At 70.3% G+C, this 23,249-nt stretch carries 23 protein-coding genes; 15 read left to right on the forward strand and 8 right to left on the reverse strand.

The window, feature by feature from the left end; translation table 11 throughout:
- Positions 1–173 precede the first annotated feature (173 nt).
- On the forward strand, positions 174–1,073 hold the full coding sequence (locus AB0K73_RS11140; RefSeq protein WP_360512576.1) for a type IV toxin-antitoxin system AbiEi family antitoxin domain-containing protein: 900 nt from the start codon (positions 174–176) through the stop codon (positions 1,071–1,073).
- A 337-nt stretch (positions 1,074–1,410) separates the two neighbouring features.
- Here AB0K73_RS11140 and AB0K73_RS11145 read toward each other — a convergent pair whose 3' ends face one another.
- Both AB0K73_RS11145 and AB0K73_RS11150 read right to left on the reverse strand, forming a co-directional pair.
- A complete protein-coding gene (locus tag AB0K73_RS11145) occupies positions 1,411–3,180 on the reverse strand; it encodes a biotin carboxylase N-terminal domain-containing protein (RefSeq protein ID WP_360512574.1) in 1,770 nt (589 codons plus the stop codon).
- A 110-nt stretch (positions 3,181–3,290) separates the two neighbouring features.
- The gene (locus tag AB0K73_RS11150) at positions 3,291–3,929 is read right to left on the reverse strand and encodes a Maf family nucleotide pyrophosphatase (protein WP_360512572.1); all 639 of its coding nucleotides are present in this window, start codon (positions 3,927–3,929) and stop codon (positions 3,291–3,293) included.
- Between the two features lie 46 nt (positions 3,930–3,975).
- Between AB0K73_RS11150 and AB0K73_RS11155 the strand changes: the two genes are divergently transcribed.
- The 4 genes from AB0K73_RS11155 to AB0K73_RS11170 are packed head-to-tail and all read left to right on the forward strand — an operon-like array spanning position 3,976 to position 8,283.
- Entirely contained in the window at positions 3,976–5,346 is a 1,371-nt protein-coding gene (locus AB0K73_RS11155) for a TRAM domain-containing protein (protein WP_360512570.1), read from the forward strand.
- Between the two features lie 21 nt (positions 5,347–5,367).
- Positions 5,368–6,054, forward strand: coding sequence for a response regulator transcription factor (locus AB0K73_RS11160; RefSeq protein WP_360512568.1), 687 nt, complete (start codon positions 5,368–5,370; stop codon positions 6,052–6,054).
- Positions 6,041–7,276 (forward strand): ATP-binding protein, encoded by a 1,236-nt coding sequence (locus AB0K73_RS11165; protein ID WP_360512566.1) that lies wholly within the window; start codon positions 6,041–6,043, stop codon positions 7,274–7,276. Before AB0K73_RS11160 ends, AB0K73_RS11165 begins: the two co-directional genes overlap by 14 nt.
- Positions 7,273–8,283: a hypothetical protein gene (locus AB0K73_RS11170; protein WP_360512564.1), complete on the forward strand. Its 1,011-nt coding sequence runs from the start codon at positions 7,273–7,275 to the stop codon at positions 8,281–8,283. The genes AB0K73_RS11165 and AB0K73_RS11170 overlap by 4 nt, the downstream gene beginning before the upstream one ends.
- 284 nt (positions 8,284–8,567) lie before the next feature.
- Here AB0K73_RS11170 and AB0K73_RS11175 read toward each other — a convergent pair whose 3' ends face one another.
- Positions 8,568–8,840 (reverse strand): acyl-CoA carboxylase subunit epsilon, encoded by a 273-nt coding sequence (locus tag AB0K73_RS11175; RefSeq protein WP_360512562.1) that lies wholly within the window; start codon positions 8,838–8,840, stop codon positions 8,568–8,570.
- Between the two features lie 8 nt (positions 8,841–8,848).
- Positions 8,849–10,447 carry an acyl-CoA carboxylase subunit beta gene (locus AB0K73_RS11180; RefSeq protein ID WP_360512560.1) on the reverse strand — a complete coding sequence of 533 codons (1,599 nt, stop codon included), beginning with the start codon at positions 10,445–10,447 and terminating at the stop codon, positions 8,849–8,851.
- A gap of 110 nt (positions 10,448–10,557) precedes the next feature.
- On the opposite strand from AB0K73_RS11180, the gene AB0K73_RS11185 reads away from it, so the two are divergent.
- From AB0K73_RS11185 to AB0K73_RS11195, 3 genes are all read left to right on the forward strand, one after another.
- Positions 10,558–11,415 (forward strand): biotin--[acetyl-CoA-carboxylase] ligase, encoded by an 858-nt coding sequence (locus AB0K73_RS11185; RefSeq protein ID WP_360512558.1) that lies wholly within the window; start codon positions 10,558–10,560, stop codon positions 11,413–11,415.
- Positions 11,416–11,422: 7 nt separating this feature from the next.
- A complete protein-coding gene (locus tag AB0K73_RS11190; protein WP_360512556.1) occupies positions 11,423–11,980 on the forward strand; it encodes a PH domain-containing protein in 558 nt (185 codons plus the stop codon).
- Positions 11,981–12,075: 95 nt separating this feature from the next.
- Entirely contained in the window at positions 12,076–12,933 is an 858-nt protein-coding gene (locus AB0K73_RS11195) for a DarT ssDNA thymidine ADP-ribosyltransferase family protein (protein ID WP_360512554.1), read from the forward strand.
- On the opposite strand, the gene AB0K73_RS11200 is transcribed toward AB0K73_RS11195, so the two are convergent.
- Complete coding sequence (locus tag AB0K73_RS11200; RefSeq protein WP_360512552.1) at positions 12,869–13,558, reverse strand: GtrA family protein; 690 nt, start codon at positions 13,556–13,558, stop codon at positions 12,869–12,871. The two genes, AB0K73_RS11195 and AB0K73_RS11200, sit on opposite strands and share 65 nt — an antisense overlap.
- Positions 13,559–13,598: 40 nt before the next feature.
- On the opposite strand from AB0K73_RS11200, the gene AB0K73_RS11205 reads away from it, so the two are divergent.
- Positions 13,599–14,774 carry a 5-(carboxyamino)imidazole ribonucleotide synthase gene (locus AB0K73_RS11205; RefSeq protein ID WP_360513014.1) on the forward strand — a complete coding sequence of 392 codons (1,176 nt, stop codon included), beginning with the start codon at positions 13,599–13,601 and terminating at the stop codon, positions 14,772–14,774.
- Between the two features lie 46 nt (positions 14,775–14,820).
- Here the strand turns inward: AB0K73_RS11205 and AB0K73_RS11210 are convergent, their stop codons facing one another.
- Complete coding sequence (locus tag AB0K73_RS11210) at positions 14,821–15,960, reverse strand: glycosyltransferase family 1 protein (protein WP_360512549.1); 1,140 nt, start codon at positions 15,958–15,960, stop codon at positions 14,821–14,823.
- A 132-nt stretch (positions 15,961–16,092) separates the two neighbouring features.
- Here AB0K73_RS11210 and purE point away from each other — a divergent pair, with 132 nt between their 5' ends.
- The 4 genes from purE to AB0K73_RS11230 all read left to right on the forward strand — a co-directional run bounded on the left by purE (position 16,093) and on the right by AB0K73_RS11230 (position 19,837).
- Positions 16,093–16,596, forward strand: a complete 504-nt coding sequence (gene purE, locus AB0K73_RS11215; RefSeq protein ID WP_360512547.1) for a 5-(carboxyamino)imidazole ribonucleotide mutase — start codon at positions 16,093–16,095, stop codon at positions 16,594–16,596.
- Positions 16,593–17,963 carry an LCP family protein gene (locus AB0K73_RS11220; RefSeq protein WP_360512545.1) on the forward strand — a complete coding sequence of 457 codons (1,371 nt, stop codon included), beginning with the start codon at positions 16,593–16,595 and terminating at the stop codon, positions 17,961–17,963. Before purE ends, AB0K73_RS11220 begins: the two co-directional genes overlap by 4 nt.
- An 87-nt stretch (positions 17,964–18,050) precedes the next feature.
- Positions 18,051–19,001 (forward strand): glycosyltransferase, encoded by a 951-nt coding sequence (locus AB0K73_RS11225; protein WP_360512543.1) that lies wholly within the window; start codon positions 18,051–18,053, stop codon positions 18,999–19,001.
- A complete protein-coding gene (locus AB0K73_RS11230) occupies positions 18,998–19,837 on the forward strand; it encodes a glycosyltransferase (RefSeq protein WP_360512541.1) in 840 nt (279 codons plus the stop codon). The genes AB0K73_RS11225 and AB0K73_RS11230 overlap by 4 nt, the downstream gene beginning before the upstream one ends.
- A 7-nt stretch (positions 19,838–19,844) precedes the next feature.
- On the opposite strand, the gene rfbD is transcribed toward AB0K73_RS11230, so the two are convergent.
- Positions 19,845–20,693, reverse strand: coding sequence for a dTDP-4-dehydrorhamnose reductase (rfbD, locus tag AB0K73_RS11235; RefSeq protein WP_360512539.1), 849 nt, complete (start codon positions 20,691–20,693; stop codon positions 19,845–19,847).
- A 5-nt stretch (positions 20,694–20,698) separates the two neighbouring features.
- Entirely contained in the window at positions 20,699–21,694 is a 996-nt protein-coding gene (rfbB, locus tag AB0K73_RS11240; protein ID WP_360512536.1) for a dTDP-glucose 4,6-dehydratase, read from the reverse strand.
- Between the two features lie 73 nt (positions 21,695–21,767).
- Here rfbB and rfbC point away from each other — a divergent pair, with 73 nt between their 5' ends.
- Both rfbC and rfbA read left to right on the forward strand, forming a co-directional pair.
- Complete coding sequence (gene rfbC, locus AB0K73_RS11245) at positions 21,768–22,382, forward strand: dTDP-4-dehydrorhamnose 3,5-epimerase (protein WP_360512534.1); 615 nt, start codon at positions 21,768–21,770, stop codon at positions 22,380–22,382.
- 1 nt (position 22,383) lies between these two features.
- Positions 22,384–23,247, forward strand: a complete 864-nt coding sequence (gene rfbA / locus AB0K73_RS11250; RefSeq protein WP_360512532.1) for a glucose-1-phosphate thymidylyltransferase RfbA — start codon at positions 22,384–22,386, stop codon at positions 23,245–23,247.
- The last annotated feature ends 2 nt before the right edge of the window (positions 23,248–23,249 follow it).

Genomic DNA, 23,249 nt, shown 5'->3' on the forward strand with positions numbered 1-23,249 from the left:
ACGCGAGACATGTGGTCGCCTCCTGAATCATGAACGCAGCGATCGGATGTCGCGGGCTTGTCCTCCTGAATTCTGGACATCGAGTCGTCCTCCACAGGGTGGGAATCAGGGAGGCACTCACGGGCGGCGATTCCGGCGCCCACGCGAGCGTCGGTGCATTCGATGATCCCGGAATGTCACGTCTCTCGGAGGTGCTCGATGAGCTGGGCGGAATCGCGACGCGACGGCAGCTGTTGCGACGCGGCTTCACCGGCCGTCAGCTGACTGCGGCTGTGCGCGCGGGCTCTGTCCGCCGCGTCCGACAGGGGCACTACGCGTCGCCGAGCGCCGGCCTCGACCGCCTCGCCGCCGTTCGAATCGGCGGCCGGCTCGGATGCCTCAGTGCCACGAAGTCGTTCGGTCTCTGGGAGGGCAGCGAATCGCTCGTCCATGTGACCCTCCCGTCGAACGCGGCGCGCCTGCGCACCAACCTCGCCCTGCCCGCAGGACTGCAGACGCTCACCCCCGATCGGTTCGGGCTGCCCGTGACGCTGCACTGGCGCGACCTCCGGGTCGGGCAGCGAGTCGGCGGCGACGCGTGGCGCGTCGATCTGGTCACCGCGCTCGGGGATGCTGCGCGGTGCGCCGGTCGACGCGACATACGCGCTGTATTCGAATCCGCGATCCACGAAGGCCTGCTCAGCTCCGACGCGGCGCAGCGACTTCTCGACGATGCGCTCCCACGGGGCTCGGCGCCCATGCGGCTGAGTGGCCTCTCGGGATCAGGTGCCGAGTCGCACGTTGTCGAGGAACTGCTCGATCAGGGGCTGCCGTTCGTGCAGCAGGTGGAGTTCGAAGGGATCGGGCGTGTCGACTTCCTCGTAGGAGGGCGGCTCGTCATCGAAGTCGACGGGTACGAGTTCCATCGTTCGGTCGAACAGTTCGAGACAGACCGTCTCCGCGATGCCGCGCTCCTCGGTCGTGGCTACCCGACAGTGCGCATTCCCGCGAGGGTCGTGCTCCGTGAGCCTGAACGTGCCGCCGCGATGATCCGGCGAGCGGTCCTGGCCATCGATGCCCTGCCTGCGGCCTGACGTTGCCCATCGCGTCCGATCGCCACGATGCCGTCACCACGCTCCTCGAGCGGCCCGGGTGTCGTGGCATCTCGACGGCAGCTTCATGGTCCAGAATTCAGGAACCCAGGCGTCGTGGCGCCGGGATAGCGTCCAGAATTCAGGAACCTGAGTTCCGGGGCATCCGCATGGCTGAGCAGAATTCAGGCACGGATGCCCCGGAGCACGGGTCCAGGGTGCGTGAACGCCACGCAGCGGCGAGCACGCGGTCGTGCGCTCCTGAATTCTGCGCAGGCGGATCGGCGGGCGCTCCTGAATTCTGTGCATCGGAGGTGGCGCCGTGCGGCGTGGGCCCGCGCTACGCGTCGGTGATGGCGAGCAGCAGGTGCCCGCTCGAGACGGTCGCGCCGGCCTCGGCGTTCACGAGCCCGACGACGCCGTCCTTGTGGGCGAGGATCGGCTGCTCCATCTTCATCGCCTCGAGCACGAGCACGAGGTCGCCCTTGACGACCTTGTCGCCCTCGGCGACGGCGACCTTCACGACCGTGGCCTGCATGGGCGCCTTCACGGCGTCGCCGGTCGCGGTGTCGACCGCGTGGTGCGCGGCGCGGCGGCGCGGTGCGTGACCTGCGGTGCGGTCGGCGGATGCCCCGCCCACGAGCCGCTTCGGCAGCGTCACCTCGATGCGGCGCCCGCCGACCTCGACTACGACGCCCGTACGCGCGGCAGGTCCGGAGGCCTCGGCCAGCTCGCCCGACCACGGCTCGAGGCCGTTGTCGTACTCGGTCTCGATCCAGCGCGTGTAGACGGAGAACGGCTCGTCGCCGTCGGGCGCGAACGCGGCGTTCCGAACGATGTCGCGGTGGAACGGCAGCACGGTCGGCAGGCCCGCGATCTCGAACTCGTCGAGGGCGCGACGGGCGCGCTCCAGGGCGTCCTTGCGGGTCGCCCCGGTGACGATGAGCTTCGCGAGCAGGGAGTCGAACGCGCCCGAGATCTCGTCGCCGGTGGTCACCCCGGAGTCGATGCGGATTCCGGGGCCACCGGGGAAGCGCAGCTGGTGGACCGGTCCGGGTGCGGGCAGGAAGCCCCGGCCCGGGTCCTCGCCGTTGATGCGGAACTCGATGGAGTGGCCCGTGGCGACGGGGTCGGGGTAGTCGAGCACGCCGCCCTCGGCGAGGCGGAACTGCTCGCGCACGAGATCGAGCCCGGTCACCTCCTCGGAGACCGGGTGCTCCACCTGCAGGCGTGTGTTCACCTCGAGGAAGGAGATCGTGCCGTCCTGACCGACCAGGAACTCGCACGTGCCGGCCCCGACGTAGCCCACTTCGCGGAGGATCGCCTTCGACGCGTCGTAGAGCAGGCGGTTCTGCTCCTCGGTGAGGAACGGCGCCGGGGCCTCCTCGACGAGCTTCTGGTGACGTCGCTGCAGCGAGCAGTCGCGGGTCGACACGACGACCACGTTGCCGTGCTCGTCGGCGAGGCACTGGGTCTCGACGTGGCGGGGCTTGTCGAGGTACTTCTCGACGAAGCACTCGCCACGACCGAACGCCGCGACGGCCTCGCGGGTGGCCGAGTCGAAGAGCTCGGGCACCTCCTCGCGCGTGCGGGCGACCTTCAGGCCGCGCCCGCCTCCGCCGAAGGCGGCCTTGATCGCCACAGGCAGCCCGTGCACGTCGACGAAGTCGAGCACCTCCGAGGCATCCGCCACCGGGTTGAGGGTGCCGGGCGCGAGCGGCGCGCCGACCTTCTCGGCGACGTGACGCGCCGACACCTTGTCGCCGAGGCGCTCGATGGCGTCGGGCGACGGCCCGATCCAGATGAGGCCGGCCTCGATGACCGCGCGGGCGAAGTCGGAATTCTCGGCGAGGAAGCCGTAGCCGGGGTGCACGGCGTCGGCGCCGGCGCGACGGGCGACCGAGAGGAGCTTGTCGGCCACGAGGTAGGTCTCGGCGCTCGTGGAGCCGTCGAGCGCGTACGCCTCGTCGGCGAGCTTCGCGTGCCGGGCGTCGCGATCCTGGTCGGCGTACACCGCGACCGAGCCGATCCCGGCGTCGCGAGCGGCGCGGATGACGCGAACGGCGATCTCTCCACGGTTGGCGATGAGGACCTTGGTGATGCGCGGCATAATGCTCAAGCCTATTGGGCGGCCCCGACGCCCATTTGGGATGCTTCCACAAAAAAGTCCTGCGACCCTTGCGGACGCCGACAATGGCGTCGCCGCTCGGGCGCGCGGCGTCAGCGACGGTTCCAGAGCGACGGCCACTCGACGCCGAGCTCGCGCACGAGGTCGCGCAGCGTCGAGAGCGAGAGCCCGATGACGGTCGACGGGTCGCCCTCGACGCGACGGATGAACGGACCGCCCAGGCTGTCGATCGTGAACGCCCCGGCGACGAGGAGCGGCTCCTCGGTGGCGATGTACGCGTCGATCTCGGCCTCGTCGAGTGCCGCGAACCGCACCGTCGCGACATCCGGACGCCCGACCGCGCCCCGCACGGAGCCGCCGCGGTGGTCGATCAGCCAATGGCCCGACCACAGGTCGCCGTGGTCGCCGTTCTGCTCGAGCCAGCGAGCCTTCGCGACCTCGGGCAGGTACGGCTTGCCGTGCAGTTCGCCGCCGGTGAGGAACGCCGAGTCGCCGCCGAGGATGAGCCCGTCGATGGGCTCCCCCTCGACCGTCGCGCCGACGATCGCCTCCGCCTTGGCGCGGGCGAGCAGCTGCACCAGCTCGGCGGGTGCGAGCGGGCCGGATGCCGCTTCCCGCTCGGTGACGAGCGCCTCCTCGTCGACCCCGGGGGCGATCGCGATCGGCTCGATCCCGGCCGCCCGGAGCGTCTGCAGGCGTGCGGGCGAGGTCGAGGCGAGGTAGAGGCGCATCCTCCCATCCTGCCGTCCGGCACGCGGGCTGTGGAATGCTCGAATCATGGCTGAGCCCCGTCGACCCCGCCGCCCCGCCGCACGGAGGCGCGGTACGCCCCGCGGCCCCGCGCGGCCGGCGCCGGTCCACCGCTCCGAGCCGGCCGCCGATGCGCCGGTCATCGAGCTCGAGATCGAGCGCGTCGCCCACGGCGGCGTCTTCGTCGCCCACCACGAAGGTCGCGTGGTCTTCGTGGCCGACGCGATCCCCGGCGAACGTGTCGCCGCGCGGGTCACCGACGTGCAGCACGACCGGTACTGGCGGGCCGAGACGGTCGAGGTGCTGCGAGCATCGGCCGACCGCCGCCCGCACGTCTGGCCCGAGGCATCCGTCGACCGGGCGCCCGAGCGGCGGGCCGGCGGGGCGGAGTTCGGCCACATCGCGGTGGAGCGCCAGCTCGCGCTCAAGGCCGAGGTGCTGCGCGACGCGCTGGCGCGCATGGGCGGGGTCGAGCTCGAAACCCCGGTGCGTCCCGTCGATCCGTCGCTCGCTCCCGGCGCCTCCGTCGAGCTCGGCACGGGATGGCGCACGCGCATGCGGCTGCACGTCGCCGACGACGGCACGATCGGGCCCTACGCGGCCCGCAGCCACACCGTCGTGCCCGTGGCATCCGTGCCCCTCGCCGTGCCCGAGCTCGCCGCCATCGCGCCGATCGCCGAACGGTTCCCCGGAGCGCGCGCCGTCGACCTCGTGGCGCCGAGCGTCGGCGATCCAGAAGCCATCATCGTCTCGAGCGAGCGGATGCCGCGAGCCGCCCGGCCGACGATCGAGGAACGTGTCGGCGACCGCCGGTTCCGCCTCGACCGCGACGGGTTCTGGCAGGTGCACCGCGGCGCTGCGGCGACGCTGACGCGTGCCGTGCAGGAGCTCGTGGATCCCGACCTCTTCGACCCGCGCGCCGGGAACCTCGATCTCTACGGGGGCGTGGGCCTCCTCGCGGCGGCGATCGGCGATCGTTTCGGCGACACCGTGCGCATCACGTCGGTGGAGGCCGATGCGCGGGCGACCGAGCACGCCGGGGCGAACCTCGCGGACTGGGTCGGCGCACGGGCGATCACCGCGCGGGTCGACCGGTTCCTCGATGGCCTGATGGCGGATGCCGGAGGCGGCGACGGTGCCGGCGAACGCGCCCGGCTCCGCGATGCGACGGTCCTGCTCGACCCGCCGCGCTCGGGCGCGGGCCGTCACGTCGTCGATCGGCTCGCCGAGCTGGCGCCGCGCCAGCTGGTGTACGTGGCGTGCGATCCGGTGGCGCTCGCGCGGGACGTCGGGCTCCTTCGGGAGCGCGGCTACGAACTCGTGGAGGTGCGCGCGTTCGACCTGTTCCCGAACACCCACCACTTCGAGGCCGTGGCGAGACTCACCGCTATCGTGTGACTGACGGGAAATGAGGGACACGTGACGGGTGCAGACGCGACGGGTGCCGCCGCAACCGTGGCGATCGTCGATGATCACGAAGCCGTGCGCCTCGGGTTGCGCGCGGCCTGCCGTGATGCCGGCTACGAGGTCGTCGCCGAGACCGCCAACGTGCCCGAGCTGCTCGAGGCGCTCGGCGGCTCGCCGTGCGATGTCGTGGTGCTCGACCTGTCGCTCGGCGATGGCTCGTCGGTCACCGAGAATGTGCGCGCCGTGCTCGACACCGGAAGCGCGGTGCTCGTGCACAGCATCGCCGACCGCGTCGCGGCGGTGCGCGAGGCGCTCGCGGCGGGCGCCGCAGGGGTCATCCCGAAGGCGTCGCCCATGTCGACCGTGATCTCCGCGATCGCGACCGTCGCAAAGGGCGAGGTGCTGAACAACGTCGAATGGGCGAGCGCGATCGAGGCCGACCGCGAGTTCGCGAAGGCGCAGCTCGGCCGCCGGGAGCGCGACGTGCTGCACCTGTACGCGTCGGGGCTGCCGCTCAAGCTCGTGGCGATGCAGCTCGGCATCGCGCACTCGACGGCGCGCGAGTACCTCGACCGGATCCGGGCCAAGTACGTCGAGGTCGGTCGTCCGGCTCCCACCAAGGTCGACCTGCTGCGCCGGGCCGTGGAGGACGGGATCCTGCCGGGACTCGACGGCGAAGGCGGGGATGCCCGCCGCTGAGTGGCGGGTCCCGCGGCTCAGCACGAAGCGAGCCGCCGTCACCCGCGCGCAGGTCGAGACCGTCACGGCACGCGCGCTGGGCCTGTTCGGACTGGTGTTCGGCGCGCAGACGCTCCCAGGGGCTCTGGAGCAGTCGTCGGCGTTCGTCGACGGCGCAGGCACCGCCATGATGGCCATCCTCTACGGCGCGCTCGCCGTGCTCGCCGTGGCGAGCGTCGCGAAGGTCGCCGTTCGCGGCGCCGCGCTCGCGTTCGCGGCGCTGTACGCCGTCGCGCTCGCCGCCTGGCCGTTCCTCATCGACGATGCGGCCTCCCTCCAGGGCGGCACGCCGTGGCTCTACTACCTCTGCACGGTCGCCACGGCCGCAGCCGTCGTGGCGGTGTCGGTGCCCGTCGCCACCGCGTACACGCTCGTCGTGCCGACGGCGTACGGCATCATCCGGCTGCTTCCCGAGGGCGGCGGTGCGCTCCCGCTGCTCGCGGTGCTCGACGCGATGTACGCCGTGATCCTCGGCGCGGTGGTGCTCATCATCGTCACGATGCTCCGCCAGGCCGCCGAGGCCGTGGACGGCGCACAGGACGCCGCGCTGGAGCGCTACGACGTCGCCGCGCGTCAGCATGCCACCGAGAGCGAGCGCGTGAAGGTCGACGCACTCGTGCACGACAGTGTGCTGACGACGCTGCTCTCGGCGGCCGCGGCGGGCTCGCCCGATGAGCGGGCGCTTGCCTCGCGGATGGCGAAGGACGCCATCAAGCGCCTCGATCAGGCCGGGGCATCCGGCCCGCGTGCGCTCGAGCGAGTCGGGCTGCCCGTGCTCGTGCGCCGACTGCGCGCGGCGCTCACGACGTTCTCGGCGCCCTTCACGGTGCGCGTCGTGAACGCCGGCGGTGTCGAGCTTCCGGTCGAAGCGGTCGATGCGCTCTACTCGGCGGCCGTGCAGGCGATGGTGAACAGCATGCAGCACGCCGACGAACCGAACCGCAGCACGCGTCGGGAGCTGCGCATCCGCGGAGTGCGGGCGGGCGGATGCGTCATCGAGATCGCCGACAACGGCGTCGGCTTCGACCGTCGCGAGGTGCCGCTCGAGCGGCTCGGCCTGCGGGTCTCGATCGAGGAACGGATGGCGGGCGCAGGCGGTGCCGCCGAGATCGAGTCGAGTCCCGGGCAGGGCACCACCGTGACGGTCGCCTGGCCGGCGGGCGCGGCGGAGGGCGACGCATGATCGGCGTACCCCGCTGGCTGCTCCTCGTGCTGGGGGCGCTCTTCTCGACCTACCACGTCGTGCTCGGCATCTACTCGCTCAACGTGCCCGCCGCGCCGTGGCCGACGGTCGTGGCGCTCGCGCTCTACACGATCGCGACGGTCGCGAGTCTGTGGCCCGCCAAGCGACTTCGCATGCCCGACTGGCTCGCCGCGTTCGACCTCGCCGTGTGCATCGTGCTGCCGTTGCTCGTGACGAGCCAGCTCGATGCCGACGCCGACAACGGCTACGCCACCTGGTACGTCGCGGCCGTCGGCACGCTCATGACGATCGCCGCGGCGCGGCGCCAGCTCGTCGCCGCATGGCTCGGGGTCCTGGCGCTCGCCGTGCAGACCGTGGCCTGGGCGGGGCCGCTCGCGCTCGGCGCGCTCGGTGTCATCGGCAGCATCGTCTGGGTGGCCATCGCGCACATGCTGACATCCGCCCTCACGGCGGCCGCGCGCGAGACCCGGCGCTACGCGCAGGCCGAGCGCGAGGCAGCGGCATGGCAGGCCGCGCAGGACGCGCACCTGTTCGAGGGGCGGATGCGCCTCGCCCAGACCAATCGCATCGCGGCACCCATGCTGCGTCGCATCGCCGACAAGGGCAGTGAGCTGACCGAGGCGGAGCGGCAGGAGTGCCGGATGCTCGAGGCGGCGATCCGTGACGAGATCCGGGGGCGGATGCTGCTCACCGACGTCGTGCGCACCGAGGTGCAGCTCGCTCGCGAACGCGGGACGATCGTCATGCTCCTCGACGAGGGTGGCATCGACGACCTCGACGAGCCCACGCGGGACCGGGTGCTCTCGCGCCTGGCGGAGGCGATCGCCGACTCGAGAGCCGACCGGATCATCGCGCGCACGGCGGCCGAGGGCTCACCCGTCGCCGTCACCGTCGTGGGGCTCCGCGAGCCCGCGGGCGGTGGCATGCCCGCCGACGACACCGACGACCTCGAGGTCGAGTTCTGGCTGGAGATCCCCCGGACATGAAGGTGGGGGGCCGATCGATGATCGACCCCCCAACAAGCCCGAGCCACGGCGACAACCCGAATATCGCCCTGACTCGCCCCCAACGGTCACCGGTTACCCGACCGGTGACGGTGGCGACTCACGTGGAGTCTGCAGTTCCCATCCTGACGTACCGGTCCAAGTCGCGCAGTCGTCATTTCGGGGGACATCGGATGTCCCCCTCCGCGGCGGTGCGGCCCCGAAGCCGAGGGAATGTCACGCCGGCAGGGTCGGGACCGGCGGTGTTCCGGGGGACACGCCGTCGCTCAGCAGGCCGAGCGGCCCCAGTTTCCGGGGCCCACGGTGATGGGTGAGCGCAGCGCGCCGGAACTCTGCACCCACCGGTTCCTCGCCGGTTCGGTGACGGAGGTCTGCGTGGCCTGCTCGTCGACCGCCGCGAGGATGACGGCGGTCACCGCGGCCGCCTCCTCGTGCGTCACGGCGCGCGTGACGAATCGAAGCTCGGCCGCGCGGGCGTCGGCCTCGGCCTCGGCTGCGGGGAGGACCTCGGCGGACCCGGATGCCTTCGTCTCGTCCATGGTCGCCCCTACAGGGGGATGTTCCCGTGCTTCTTGGGCGGGAGGCTCGCGCGCTTGGTGCGCAGGGCGCGCAGCGCCTTCGTCACGGCGACGCGGGTGGCGGCCGGCTCGATCACGCCGTCGAGTTCGCCGCGCTCCGCGGCCAGGAACGGTGAGGCGACGTTGTAGGTGTATTCGTTGGCCAGCTTGGTGCGCACCGCCGCGACATCCTCTCCGGCCTCCTCGGCGCGCTTGATCTCGGGGCGGTAGAGGATGTTCACGGCGCCCTGCCCGCCCATGACCGCGATCTCGGCGGTCGGCCAGGCGAGGTTGATGTCGGCGCCCAGTTGCTTGGAACCCATCACGATGTATGCGCCGCCGTAGGCCTTGCGGGTGATCACGGTGACGAGTGGCACAGTGGCCTCGGCGTACGCGTAGAGCAGCTTCGCACCGCGGCGGATGACGCCCGTCCACTCCTGGTCGGTGCCGGGCAGGTAGCCCGGCACGTCGACGAGCGTGAGGATCGGGATCGAGAACGCATCGCAGAATCGCACGAAGCGCGACGCCTTCTCGCCCGCGGCGATGTTGAGGGTGCCCGCCATCTGGCTCGGCTGGTTGGCGATGATGCCGATGGAGCGGCCCTCGATGCGGGCGAAGCCGACCACGATGTTCGGCGCGAACAGCGGTTGCACCTCGAGGAAGTCGCCGTGGTCGACGATGCCCTCGATCACGGTGTGCATGTCGTAGGGCTGGTTCGGCGAGTCGGGGATGACCGTGTTGAGGCGACGGTCGCCGTCGGTGATCTCGAGCTCGACCTCGGCGTCGTACACCGGGGCATCCGTCATGTTGTTATCGGGCAGGAACGCGACCAACGTGCGCACGTAGTCGAGGGCGTCGGACTCGTCGCTGGCGAGATAGTGCGCCACGCCCGAGACCGTGTTGTGCGTGAGCGCGCCGCCGAGCTCCTCCATGCCCACGTCCTCGCCGGTGACCGTCTTGATCACGTCGGGGCCGGTGACGAACATCTGGCTCGTCTTGTCGACCATGATCACGAAGTCGGTGAGCGCGGGGGAGTAGACGGCGCCGCCGGCGGCAGGCCCGCAGACGATCGAGATCTGCGGGATGACTCCGGATGCCGCGGTGTTGCGGCGGAAGATCTCGCCGTACTTGCCGAGCGCGACGACGCCCTCCTGGATGCGGGCGCCGCCGGAGTCGAGGATGCCGATGATCGGCACGCCGATCTTCAGGGCCAGCTCCATGACCTTGATGATCTTCTCGCCGGCCACCTCGCCGAGCGAGCCGCCGAAGATCGTGAAGTCCTGCGAGTACACGGCCACCTGGCGCCCGTGGATGGTGCCGGTGCCGGTGACCACGGCGTCGCCGTACGGACGCTTCGCGTCCATCCCGAAGGCGTGCGTGCGGTGGCGCACGAACTCGTCGAGCTCGACGAACGAGCCCGGGTCGAGGAGCTCCGCGATGCGCTCGCGCGCGGTCATCTTGCCCTTGGCGTGCTGCTTCTCGATGGCCGCCTCACCCGACGCGGTCACGGCCTCGTGATAGCGGTGCTTGAGGTCGGCGAGCTTGCCGGCGGTCGTGGAGAGGTCTGGGCCGTCAGTCGCTTCGGTCACGCCGTTCACTCTACCGGCGAGCCTCGCGCCCACTTCGTTGACGGTTTCCTACAAATCCGGCCGATGACGTGGTGCCTTCCCGTGACGCGGCGAACTGGGAGACTGTCGGCATGGATCTTCCGCTGAGCCGCGCCGCCGTGCCCCGCCTCGAGTTCGTGGCGACCACCGGCTCGACCAACGACGACCTGCGCGCAGCCGCCACCGGCCCCGAGGCGGCGGCGTGGCCGCACGGATCGGTCATCGTGACCGACGACCAGACGCGCGGTCGCGGACGCATGGGGCGCACCTGGCTGGCGCCGACGGGCAAGACCCTGGCGATCTCAGTGCTCCTGCGTCCCGAGCTGCCGGGCGGGCGGCCGTTCCCGCCCGAGGCGTACGGATGGATCCCGCTCATGGCGGGGGCCGCCATGACGGAGGCCGTACGCCGGGCCGTCGACGCCGCGGCATCCGCTCGGCACGAACCCGAAGAGGAGGACGGCAGCGGCGGCGTCGAGGTCGTGCTCAAGTGGCCGAACGACGTGCTCGTCTCGGACTACAAGATCTGCGGCATCCTCTCGGAGCTGCTGCCCCCGTCGACGGGCTCAGGCGCCGCCGTGGTGGTCGGGGCTGGCCTCAACCTGACGCTCGACGAACACGACCTGCCGACGCTCACGTCGACGTCGCTCCTGCTCGTCACGGGTGTGCGGCCCGATGCCGACGTCGTGCTCGCCGACTACCTCTCGGACTTCCTCGGGCTCGTCCGCGCCTTCGCCGAGCACGGCGGCGACGCCGAGGCCAGCGGCATCGCGAGCCGCGTCACCGCGCTCTGCGGCACCCTCGACTCCGAGGTGCGGGTGGAGCTGCCCGGGGATCGCGAACTCCTCGGCGTTGCCGAACGCATCGACCGCGACGGACGCCTCGTGGTGCGTGACCGGAACGGCGAGGCACAGGCTGTCGCGGCCGGGGACGTGACGCACCTGCGGTATTAATGGGCGTATGAGCCGAGCCGCGAGCCAGGCTGCCGGCCGGCCTGCTGCACCTGAGCAGGTCGTCGCCCGCCTGCGGCGCCACGCTCGCGTGCTCGCCCTCCCGGCGCTGCTGCTCATCGCGGTCGCGGGCGCCACCGGCTACGCCATGGCCCTCGTCGCCGAGTGGTGGATGCAGCTCGTCGCCGTGGGCATCGCCCTCGTCGTCGTGGTCGCCGGGAGCCTCGTGCCGTTCCTCGCGTGGCTGTCGCAGCGCACGACCGTGACGACGCGCCGCGTCATCGTGCGCCGGGGGGTCTTCGTACGCGTGCGGCAGGAACTCGTGCACGCCCGGGGGTACGACATCGTCGTGCGGCGCTCATGGGCGCAGCGTGCCCTGGGCTCGGGTGATGTGCGCCTCGACAGCGGTCACGACCAGCCGATCGTGCTTCGTGACGTGCCCGATCCGATCCTCCTGCAGGCCGCCCTGCATGAGCTGATGGCCCTCGAGCAGCACTTCGACGCGGACCACGGGTGGGGCGGCGGATCGACCGTCGAACGTGGTGCCGGCGTCCGGCGCGGACGCTGAGTGTCCCGAGACGGCCACGGGATCCGCCGGAAGCGCGTAACCTAGAAGTTCGGTCGTGCGCCCTCGAGCACGTGCCGAGCGATGAAGGGTTCCACGTGGCCGACGAATGCATCCACGGTTTCGATGACGGTCTCTGCGCCATCTGCTTCCCACCACCCGAGCCCGAGGCGAAGCGGGTGGTAGCCCCTCCCCGTCCCAGCCGTTCGAGCGGGCCGCTCTCCTCCTCCCGGCCGAGCCGGCCCACCCGCGCGCCGCGCCGCGTCGCCGGTGCCGCGAGTGCACGCACGCTCCACGAGGCACCCGTCGACCCAAAGACCGTGCGGATCTACCACGTCACGCACGTGGACAACCTCGCGTCGATCCTCGGCGAGGGCGCGCTGCTGGCCGACCGCGCCGGTGCGGAGCCCACCGTCGATGTCTCCGCTCCCTCCGCGCGGGAGTTCCGTCGCTCGGCGCCCGTGCCGGGCAACGGCTCGGTGGTCGCCGACTACGTGCCGTTCCTCCTCTCGACCGACGCGCACGTGTGGAACGCCGTGCGCACCGGCACGCCCGACCCCCGGCTCACCGACGCCGCGGTCGAGCGTCAGCCCGCCGATCACGTCATCCTCGTGAGCTCGGTCGCCGGGGCCGCCGGGGCACGCACCGACGTCGAGGGCACCGTCGTCGTCACCGACGCGGATGCCGCGGCCGGTGGCGTGGGCGCGGCATCCGCGTGGCCCGAGGTGCTTCGCATGCTGCAGCGGCTCCACCGCGAAGACGAGGGGTCGCGGCTGCTCTCGGCCGAGGTGCTCGTTCGCGAGTCGCTCCCACTCGAACGTGTGCTGCTCATCGCCGTGGGCAACGACCGGGTGCGCGATCGCGTGCGCGCGGCGCTCGACGCCGTGGGACTCAGGACCCGCGTGGCGGTCTACCCGCCGTGGTTCCAGCCGACCCAGGAGTCGGCGGGGGAGTAGGCGGCGCAGCGGGACGCGTCGCTGCCGGGGCACCCGCGGCACGAGGCGCTGCCGGGGCATCCCTCCCACGAATCGCCGCCGGGGCATCCGTCGTACGCCGCTCGGGCTCCTCGAAGATGCTGCGTTGCGCCTCCTCCACGCGGGCGAGGTTCGACAGCCCGTCGGAACGGTGATGGCCGAAGACCCAGTACCGGTACAGGAAGAAGCGGAAGGCCGTGCCGAGCGCGAGCCCCACGACGTTCGTCGAGATGTTGTCGGCGAGGAGGCTCGTGAAGCCGAGCACGTGGTGGCTCACCCAGAGGCAGAGCAGTGCGATGCCCATGCCCCCGAGCGACACGACGACGTACTCGGCGAACTCGCGAAGGTAGTTGCGGCGGCGATGGCGGCGGAATGTCCAGAACCGGTTTCCGAGCCAGTTGAAGATGATCGCGATCGACGTCGAGATCGTCTTCGCGCCGATGGCCGACTGCGCCCAGTGGCCCTCGCCGAACACGCCGAGCCGCAACAGGTTGAACAGCGTCACGTCGATCACGAGCCCGATGAGCCCCACGACGCCGAACTTCACCGCGTACGTGAGCAGACCATGCCAGAGCCGGGCGAGGGCGCTGCCGGCTCGTGTGGTCACCGGCACATCCTATGCTGCGGGGGTCGCCGCCTAGACTGAACTGGGCGCTCGACGGTGCGCCGAACGCAGGCGAACGGAGGCACGGGTGCGGGTCGGAGTGATCGGCGGCGGGCAGCTGGCTCGGATGATGATTCCCGCGGCGATCGAGCTCGGAGTCGACCTCCGCGTGCTCGCCGAGGCCGAGGGCATGTCGGCGGAGCTCGCCGCGCGGCAGGTCGGCGACTACACCGACGCCGAGACGGTGCTCGCGTTCGCACGCGAGGTCGACGTCGTCACGTTCGACCACGAGCACGTGCCGCAGGACGTGCTGCACGCCCTCGTCGACGCCGGTGTGACGGTGCATCCGGGTCCCGATGCGCTGAAGGTCGCGCAGGACAAGCTGCTCATGCGCCGCCGACTCTCGGAACTCGGGCTTCCCGTGCCCGACTGGGCGCGCGTCGAGTCGGCCGGCGAACTGGATGACTTCATTGGCGAGCACGGCGGTGCCGCGGTCGTGAAGACCCCGCGGGGCGGGTACGACGGCAAGGGCGTGCGCATGGTGCGCGGGGCTTCCGAGGTCGCCGAGTGGTTCGCCACCATCGCCGAGGACGGCCGCGGCGGGGCGCTCCTCGTCGAGGAGCTCGTCGACTTCCGCCGTGAGCTCGCCCAGGTCGTGGCACGTCGCCCGTCGGGCGAGGTGGCCGCGTGGCCCGTCGTCGAGACCGTGCAGGTCGGCGGCGTGTGTAGCGAGGTCATCGCGCCGGCTCCGAGGTCGGCCGGGCGACTCGCGGATGTCGCGGCCGACGTGGCCATCTCGATCGCCGAAGGCCTCGGCGTCACGGGCGTGCTCGCCGTCGAGCTGTTCGAGACGACCGACGACCGCCTCCTCGTGAACGAGCTCGCCATGCGCCCCCACAACAGCGGCCACTGGTCGATGGACGGGTCCACCACCAGCCAGTTCGAGCAGCACCTGCGTGCGGTGCTCGATCTGCCGCTCGGCGGGACCGGATGCCACGCCCCATGGTCGGTGATGGTGAACATCCTCGGCGGCCCCGAGGAGGGCACCCTCGCCGACCGCTACGACGAGGCCCTCGCGGGACACCCGACCGTGAAGCTCCACAACTACGGCAAGGAGCCGCGTCCCGGCCGCAAGGTCGGTCACGTCACGGCCATCGGCGACAACCTCGACGACGTGGTGTACGAGGCGCGGGCGGCCGCGGCGGTGTTCCAGGACTGAGCTCGAGGCGCGGTGCCGGCGACCCGGCCCCGCATCGGCCACGTCGTCAGAGGTCGGCGTGCAGCTGCCAGACTCGTTCGGCCGAATCCCGCCAGCTGAACGCCCGGGCCCGATCCTGCCCGGCCACCGAGAGGTGCTCGGCTCGTGCATCGTCGGTGACGACGGTAGACATCGCGGCCGCGAGACGGTTCACGTACCCGTCGCCCGCGACCCCGAGCGGGATGGACAGGGCCGACCCCGCCGATGTCTCGACGTATTCGGGGATGTCGGCGTGGATGACCGGCGTGCCGAGGGCGAAGGCCTCGATCAAGGTCGCCGGGTCGCCCTCCTCGTGCCCCGGTGCGATGAAGGCGGTTGCGCCGGCGATGACGACCGCGAGATCCTCGTCGGAGATGTCGTCGATCGAGCGAACGAGTCCGCTTCGGATTCCGGATCGCTCGGCGACGGCGAGCACCTGTTGTTCGCCCCATTCCGCGGGCCCGAGCACGATGAGGGGCAGGTCGGGCATGCCGGGGCGGCCGAGTGCCTCGAGCACCTCCACCACGCCGTGGTGCGGCGCCAGGGACCCGACCGTGACGAGGTAGTCGCGCGGGAGCTCGAGGGCGGCTGCGCGCTCGGCGGCATCGGCCGGGATGCGGAGTCGTGAGCGTGCGGCCGTGGAGATCACCCGGATGCGGTCGCCGAAATCGTGATGCTCCGCGACCCGTGCCGCGAGGGCGTGCGTCGACACGACCACGGCGTCCGCGTGCTTCCAGGCGCGTTTCAGCATCGCGCGACGCCACCCCGACTCGGACGCGGAGAGCGATTCGGGGTGCGTATGGGCGAGTGTGTCGTGCACCGTGACGACCACCTGGTTGCCGGCTTCGCGATCGTGCTTGCGCAGGGGAGCGAACAGGCTGGGGGAGTGGATGATCCCGCCTCCCGGCGATGTCGTCAGGCCCATCTGCCACGCGGCCGCGAGCTCGCGCCGGGCGAGCGAGGTCGGGTAGAGGTCGGCGAGCCCGGGCAGCGACTGCCTGATGCGCTCGTAGTCGGTGGGCGGCGACGAGGACACGATCCCGGCGACCTCGCAGTTCGGCGGCGCGGCGGCGATCAATTCGCGGGTGAGGTCCTCCGTGTAGCGGCCGACCGGCCCGGGAACGGGAGCCGTGATCTGGTCGACGACGACGCGCAGTCGAGTGGTCATTGCGGTTCGCCTCCTGTCCGTTCCTCCAATCTACTGGTCCGCACCGAGCACGCCCGGAGGCCTGTGGACACATCACCACCTCACGTGCGCGCCCTGTCGGGTTCTCCCAGCGCCCGGCTCTAAGATCGTCGGGTGACCGCTGCAACCGCCCCCCTCGTCGGCGTCGTCATGGGCTCCGACTCCGACTGGAACGTCATGCGCGAGGCATCCGACCTCCTCGATGAATTCGGCATCGCGCACGAGGTCGAGGTCGTCTCCGCGCACCGCACGCCCGAGAAGATGATCGCCTACGGCAGGGAGGCGGCCGCTCGGGGCCTGAAGGTCATCATCGCGGGCGCCGGAGGCGCCGCCCACCTGCCCGGCATGCTGGCGTCGGTGACGACGCTGCCGGTCGTCGGCGTGCCGGTGCCGCTGTCGAGACTCGACGGCCTCGATTCGCTGCTCTCGATCGTGCAGATGCCCGCCGGCGTGCCGGTCGCCACGGTCTCCATCGGTGGCGCGAAGAACGCCGGGCTCATCGCCGTCAAGATCCTCGCGACGTCGGATGCCGGATTGACCACTGCCCTCGCCGATTACGCCACCGCCCTCGCCGCCTCGGTCGAGGAGAAGAACGAACGCCTCAAGTCGAACCGATGAGCCTCGCCGCAAGCCCCATCCGCTTCCCCGACCTCGCCTCGCGCCCGTTCATGACGCGTCGCGCGTGGTGGCTGGTGGTGCTCAATCTCCTCATCCCCGGGTCGGTGCAGGTGCTCGCCGGCGACCGGAAGCTCGGCCGCTTCGGCCTCGGCGCGACACTGACACTCTGGACGATCGCGCTCGTCGGGTTCGTGCTGTGGCTGCTCTGGCCGACGGTGCTCTACACGGTGTTCTCGACGACGGTCACGCTCTGGGTGGTCGCCGCCGTGCTCGTCTTCTACGCGGTGCTGTGGGCGATCCTGACGCTCGACACCCTGCGTCTCGTGCGACTCGTCAAGACGCAACCGTCGGCGCGGGCATGGGTCGCCGCCACCTCGGTGGTCGTGATGGTCGCCGTCTCCGGTACGGCCGCCTACGGCGCCTACCTGGCGACGTCCGCGAGCGGATTCCTCTCTTCGGTGTTCGTCGCCGGACCGACCGAGCCGCCCGTCGACGGGCGGTACAACATCATGCTCCTCGGCGGCGACTCCGGTCCCGACCGAGAGGGCATGCGCCCCGACAGCACGAGGATCCTCAGCATCGACGCCGACACCGGGCAGGCGGTCTCCATCGGCCTTCCCCGTGACCTCGAATATGTGCCGTTCTCCGAGGGTTCACCGCTCGCGGACGTCTACCCCGAGGGCTACGGCGCGATCGACGGATGCGACGTCGACGTGTGCCAGCTGAATTCGATCTACACCGAAGTCGAGGTGAAGAGCCCCGACCTGTACCCCGATGCCGTGGCCGAGGGAAGCGAGCCGGGCATCGAGGCGATGCGCGACGCCGCTGAGGGCGTCACCGGGCTCGAGATCCAGTACTACGTGCTCATCGACATGCAGGGGTTCGAGCAGCTCATCAACGCGCTGGGCGGTGTGGAGATCAACGTGGAGACGCGGATCCCGATCGGCGGCGACGAGGACAACGAGGGCGTCGACGGTTGGGTCGAGCCGGGACTGCAGCGCCTCGACGGGTACCACGCGCTCTGGTATGGGCGTGCCCGTTACGGCGTCGCCGGAGGCGACTACGCGCGAATGCAGCGACAGGCGGTGCTGCAGGAGGCGATCCTGCGCCAGTTCACGCCGGCGAACGTGCTCACGAAGTTCCAGGAGGTGGCGACCGCCGGAGCGGAAACCGTGAAGACGGATATACCCCAGTCCATGCTGGGTTACTTCGTGAACCTGTCGATGAAGACGAAGGAACTGCCCATCACCTCGGTCGAACTCGTCCCCGACAACGGCGTGGACCCGACCGATCCCGACTGGGAGTACATCCGCGCCCTCATCACCGAGGCGATCACGCCGCCCACCGAAGAGCCCAGCGAGGGCTGATGGCTGGCCCGGTGCCGCCCCTGCAGATGGGAAGGCGCGCGACACGGCAAGATGGAGTGTCACCTCCGCTCAGCCCCCGAGAGTCATATGAATCCATCATCCACGCGCCCGCGCGTCGTCGCCGTCGTGGTCGCATACAACCGGCGCGATCTGCTCATCGAGGTGCTCGATGCGCTGTCAGCCCAGGTCGAGCCGGTGTCGCGTGTCGTCGTGGTCGACAATGCGTCGACGGATGACACGGCGGAGGTCGCCGGTGCCGCCGGCGATCTCGTCGACCTCGTCCCCCTCTCGCGCAATACCGGTGGCGCCGGAGGATTCGCGGCCGGAATGGCGGTGGCACTCGACCGGCACGAGCCCGACTGGCTGTGGCTCATGGACGACGACACGGTGCCGACCGAAGACGCGCTTCGGTCGCTCCTGGCAGCCGTCGACGGCACCGGATTCGTCGCGGCGGGTTCCCGGGTCCTCTGGACCGACGGCAGCGAACATCCGATGAACACACCGCGCCCCAACCCCTTCGCCACACCGGGGGAACGAGCGGCCGCGGCACGTGCCGGCGGTATCCCCGTTCGGAGCACGTCCTTCGTCTCGATGCTGGTCCGCGCCGACGTGGTGCGCGAAGTGGGTCTCCCGATCGCCGACTACTTCATCTGGAACGACGACTTCGAATACTCGACGCGCGTGCTCCGCGGGCGCCGCGGCCTGCACGTGCCGACCTCCGTCGTCGTGCACAAGACGCGCGTGCTCGGCTCGACCGACGCCGATCCGGGCCCGCGGTTCTACTACGAGGTTCGGAACAAGCTGTGGATGTTCCGCCGATCACGCAGCCTCTCTCCGCTCGAGAAGGCGATCTACGGCGCCGCCAGTGTCCTGCGATGGATCCGCACCTTCCTGCGTTCGACCGATCGCGCGGTGCTCCGCGACGGTTGGCGTCGAGGGCGACGCGACGGCATGCGCACCCGTCCTCGTCCGAACTCGATGGCGCTCGCCGGTCTCGACGAGGTCAGCGCTGCGGTCGCGAGGGTGGAGGGACAATGAGCGAACCCTTCACCCTGCTCATGCCCGTCTACCGCGGAGACGACCCGGCGCACTTCTCGAAGGCGTTCACCTCGAGTGTGACGGGGCAGACCCGACGGCCCGACCAGGTGGTGCTCGTGCAGGACGGCCCGGTCGGTGATGACCTGTCGTCGGCAATCGACGCCGCGGTGTCGTCGTCACCGGTTCCCGTGGTGCATCACCGCATCAAGGACAATGTGGGGCTTGCCCGCGCGCTCACCGAAGGGCTCGCGCGCAGCGATCACGACATCATCGCCAGGATGGACGCCGACGACATCTCGCTGCCCGACCGGTTCGCGAAGCAGGTTCCGCTCATCGAAGCCGGCCTCGATCTCGTGGGCACCGGGATGCTCGAATTCCTCGACGACGTGGGCTCGATCGTCGGGCGTCGGGTGCCCCGGGTGGATCCGGCTGAGATCGCCCGCTACGCCCGATTCCACGACCCGTTCAGCCATCCGACCGTCGTGTACCGGCGCCGTGCAGTCGAGCGAGCCGGAGGTTATCAGGCCCTCGGCCTGATGGAGGACTACTGGCTGTTCGCACGGATGATCGACAGCGGCGCCGCCGTCGGCAATCTCGCCGACCCGCTGGTGATGTACCGCGTCGGCGCTGGTGCGTATGCGCGTCGTGGCGGTCGTGCGCAGTGGCGCAGCGAGTTGGCGCTGCAACGGGAACTGCGGAGGATCCGGTTCACGACACGCGGGGAGTTCCTGCGCAACGTGTGCGTTCGCGGCCTGTACCGGTTCGTCCCCGAGCCGATCCGGAAGGTGGCGTACCGCCGGTTCATCGCCCGCGGGTCGACCCTGGGGGCGCGCTGACCTGCGGTCAGGATGCAGCCGGCCGAGCGATGCCGGATGCATGCAGGGCTTCTCGCCAGTGGCGCATGGGCTCGATGCCGACGCGCCCCCAGGCATCGTGCCCGAGCACGCTGAACGACGGCCTCCGTGCCGTCTGGGGGAAGGCGTCGCTCGTGGTCGGGGTGATGCGCTCCGGATCGAGCGACGCTTCCCGCAGGATCTCGCGCGCGAATCCGTACCAACTCGTCCGACCGGAATTGGTGCCGTGGTAGATGCCACCTGGAGCATCCCGCTCGATGAGTTCCAGGAGCTTCTCGGCGAGATCGCGCGTCCAGGTCGGCTGGCCGATCTGATCGTCGACCACAGGCCACGTGTCGCGCTCACCCGCCAGGCGCAGCATCGTCGATGCGAAGCTCCGACCCTCGGCGCCGTAGAGCCATGCGGTCCGCACGACGTAGGTGCGGCCGGGGTTCCGGGCCAGCGCGAGCTCCTCGCCCGCCGCCTTCGTTCGGCCGTACGCCGAGACGGGGTTCCTCGGCGCGTCTTCGGCGTACGCTTCCGTGGCGGTGCCGTCGAAGACGTAGTCGGTCGAGATCTGCACCATGCGGGCGCCGTGGGCGGCCGACGCGGCCGCGACGTGCCCGGCTCCCGATGCATTGACCGCGAACGCGCGGTCCTCGTCGGTCTCCGCCGCGTCGACGGCCGTGTATGCGGCGGCGTTGACGACGACGTCGTGGCCGATGACGGCCTCCATCACGGCCGCGACATCCGTCACGTCCAGTCCGGCTCGGTCGAGCGCGGTCACCTCGTGACGCTGGAACGCCCGACGGAGGTCCCGTCCGAGCATGCCCGACGCGCCGGTGATCAGGATGCGCATCGGGGCTACTGTCCCTGGGCGACGTAGCGGGCCTCGGTGGCCTCCTTCTGCGGCGCCCACCAGTCCTCGTTGTCGCGGTACCACGCGATGGTCTCGGCCAGCCCGTCCTCGAAGTGGTCGAGCCGTGGAACCCAGCCGAGTTCGGTGCGGAGCCTGGTGGAATCGATGGCGTAGCGCAGGTCGTGGCCGGGGCGATCGATCACGTGGTCGTACGCGTCCGCGGGTCGCCCGAGCTGCGTGAGGATGAGCTCGACGACGTCGCGATTGCTCCGTTCGCCGTCGGCGCCGATGAGGTAGGTCTCGCCGATGACCCCGCGATCGATGATGGTGAGGACCGCCGACGAGTGGTCATCGGCGTGGATCCAGTCGCGCACGTTCTCGCCGGTGCCGTAGAGCTTCGGACGCTCACCGCGGAGCACGTTCGTGATCTGCCGCGGAATGAACTTCTCCACGTGCTGATACGGGCCGTAGTTGTTGGAGCAGTTCGAGATGGTCGCCTTCACACCGAAGGAGCGAACCCACGCTCGAACGAGCAGGTCGCTGCCGGCCTTCGTCGAGGAGTACGGGCTCGACGGGTTGTACGGCGTCTCCTCAGTGAATCGGGATGGGTCGTCGAGTTCGAGATCGCCGTACACCTCGTCGGTCGAGATGTGGTGGAACCGGCGGTCGTGACGGCGAACCGCCTCGAGCAGGGTGAAGGTGCCGACGATATTGGTCTCGACGAACGGGCGGGGATCGGCGAGGGAGTTGTCGTTGTGGCTCTCCGCCGCATAGTGCACCACGATGTCGTGGTCGCGAACCAGCGGGTCGACCAGTGACGCGTCGCCGATATCGCCCCGCACGAACCTGAACCGATCGGCGGGCAGCCCGGCCAGCGAAGCGAGATTGCCCGCGTACGTCAGCTTGTCGAGCACGGTGACGGTGTGGTCGGTGTGCTCCAACACGTGGTGCACGAAGTTGGAACCGATGAACCCGGCGCCGCCGGTGACGAGGAGGTGCATTTTACGGAACGGGCCAATCTCTGCTCGGACAACCCCGCAATTCTAGCCCCGCAGCCGTTGGTAGGATCGTGGCGTGCAGATCCGAGAACTCGCGGTGCCCGATTCCTACGTCGTGACACCCCGGATCCACACCGACGACCGGGGCAGCTTCCTCGAGTTCTACCGGCACGACCGCCTGGCCGGGGTGGTCGGGCACGCACTCGACCTGCGACAGGCGAACACGTCGATCTCCCGTCGAGGCACCTTCCGCGGCATCCACTTCGCCGATACCCCACCGGGCCAGGCGAAGTACGTGACCGTCGTCCGCGGCGCCGTCATGGACTTCGTGGTCGATCTTCGGGTGGGATCGCCGACGTTCGGCGCCTGGGAGGGCGTGCGGCTCGACGATGTGGAACGACGCGCGGTCTACCTGTCCGAGGGGCTCGGGCATGCGTTCCTCGCCCTCGAAGACGAGACCGTCGTGACCTACCTCGTGAGCGACGTGTACAACCCGAGCGCTGAGCACGCGGTCGATCCCCTCGACGAGTCCATCGGCCTCGAGCTCCCGATTCCCGCGGCCGAGCTGTTCCTCTCCGAGAAGGACCGCGAGGCCCCGTCACTCGCAGATGCCTTGGAACGCGGGATCCTTCCCAACTGGCAGAAGGCGCGCGCCTGGTACGCCGAGCTCGACGCGAGGGTGAAGGGCTGACATGCGCGGAATCATCCTGGCAGGCGGAACCGGAACGCGGCTGTGGCCGATCACCCGTGGCATCTCGAAGCAACTGATGCCGATCTACGACAAGCCGATGATCTACTACCCGCTCTCGACGCTGATGATGGCCGGCATCCGGGAGATCCTGATCATCACGACGCCCGAGTACCAGGAGCAGTTCAGGGCGCTCTTCGGCGATGGAAGCGACCTCGGCATCGACCTGCAGTACGCGGTGCAGCCTTCGCCAGACGGGCTGGCTCAGGCATTCCTCATCGGTGAGGAGTTCATCGGCGACGACAACGTGTCGCTCGTGCTCGGCGACAACATCTTCCACGGCGCCGGACTCGGTACGGCACTGCGCCGGAACTCCACCATCTCCGGGGCGCTCATCTTCGCCTATCACGTCTCGAACCCCGCCGATTACGGCGTGGTCGAGTTCGATAGGGACATGGTGGCGAAATCGATCGAGGAGAAGCCCAAAGCGCCGAAGAGCAACTATGCGGTCCCCGGCCTCTACTTCTACGACAACAGCGTCGTCGAGATCGCGAAGTCGATCACGCCGAGCGCGCGCGGCGAGCTCGAGATCTCCTCGGTCAACGAGGCCTATCTGCGACGCGGCGACCTCAGGGTGCAGGTGCTCGATCGTGGAACGGCCTGGCTCGACACGGGAACCTTCGAGTCCATGATGCAGGCGAGCGATTACGTCCGCGTGATCGAGCAGCGCCAGGGATTCAAGATCGGATGCATCGAGGAGATCGCGTGGCGGGCGGGGTGGATCGACGACGCGCAGCTGCAGCGCCTCGCGGCGCCGTTGGTGAAGAGCGGGTACGGCGAGTACCTCGCCGCGCTCACGCGGGACTGAGC

The organism is Agromyces sp. NPDC052230, assembly GCF_040679595.1.
Lineage (GTDB): Bacteria > Actinomycetota > Actinomycetes > Actinomycetales > Microbacteriaceae > Agromyces.